The sequence below is a fragment of the Oleiphilus sp. HI0086 genome (genome assembly GCF_001635225.1).
This window is the reverse complement of record NZ_LWFZ01000041.1, coordinates 1-877: the sequence shown is the minus strand read 5'-3', so window position 1 is coordinate 877 and position 877 is coordinate 1. Positions and strand designations below refer to the sequence as shown.

Annotated in this window: 1 protein-coding gene; it reads right to left on the bottom strand. The window is 45.4% G+C overall.

Going from position 1 to position 877, the window contains the following annotated elements; all coding sequences use genetic code 11:
- A partial coding sequence (locus tag A3756_RS00750) for an ABC transporter ATP-binding protein (RefSeq protein WP_068552650.1) occupies positions 1-835 on the bottom strand: 835 nt, incomplete at its 3' end.
- Positions 836-877 lie beyond the last annotated feature (42 nt).

Sequence of the window (877 nt, the reverse complement as noted above, 5' to 3'; positions counted from 1 at the left end):
GTAACACGGAGTTAATTGGTGCAAGAATCGCCTGCCCATTCACTGGGTAAGCCTTGATTGAACCTGTCGAGTCACTATCAACTGATTCAACCTGCGGTAAAGCTTGCAGCTGTCTGATAATGTCTTCATTATGTTCTGAAAGCCTGACTGTCACCGCGTTATGATGCTCTGACATGGCAGCTAGTTCTTCAGGCGTTCCATCAAAGACGATGGCTCCTTGAGCCAAAATCATGGCACGAGAACAAACCGCACTCACCTCTTCAAGTATATGCGTCGAGACAATAACAATCTTGTCTTCTGACAAATCGTGGATTAACTGTCGAACCTGATGTTTTTGGTTTGGGTCCAAGCCATCAGTCGGCTCATCCAGAATTAGCACTTTGGGATCATGAATCAAGGCCTGGGCGATCCCCAAACGGCGGCAATAACCTTTCGACAGGTTTTCTACCTTCTTGTTCAGAACCGGTTCCAACGCGACCTTTTCCACAACCTGGTCAATTCGGGTCTGCAGCTGAGCCCCAGAAAAACCTCGCACCTGACCGATAAACCTTAGTGATGCGATAACCGTCATATCTGCATAAGCAGGTGCACCTTCAGGCAGATAACCAATTTCTTTCTTGGCGGCAATCGGGTCCGATAAAACATCATGTCCCATTACCGCTATCTGCCCCTCACTGGGTGCCAAAAACCCTGTCAGGATCTTCATTGTTGTTGATTTACCTGCGCCATTTGGCCCTAGAAACCCTAAGACTTCACCAGGTTTGACAGTAAAGCTGATATTATTTACAGCGCAGAAGTCATCAAAATTTTTAGTAAGATTGGAAACTTGTATCATGGTTTACTCTGAATTGAATTAACTCTAGATTCATATTGTTAT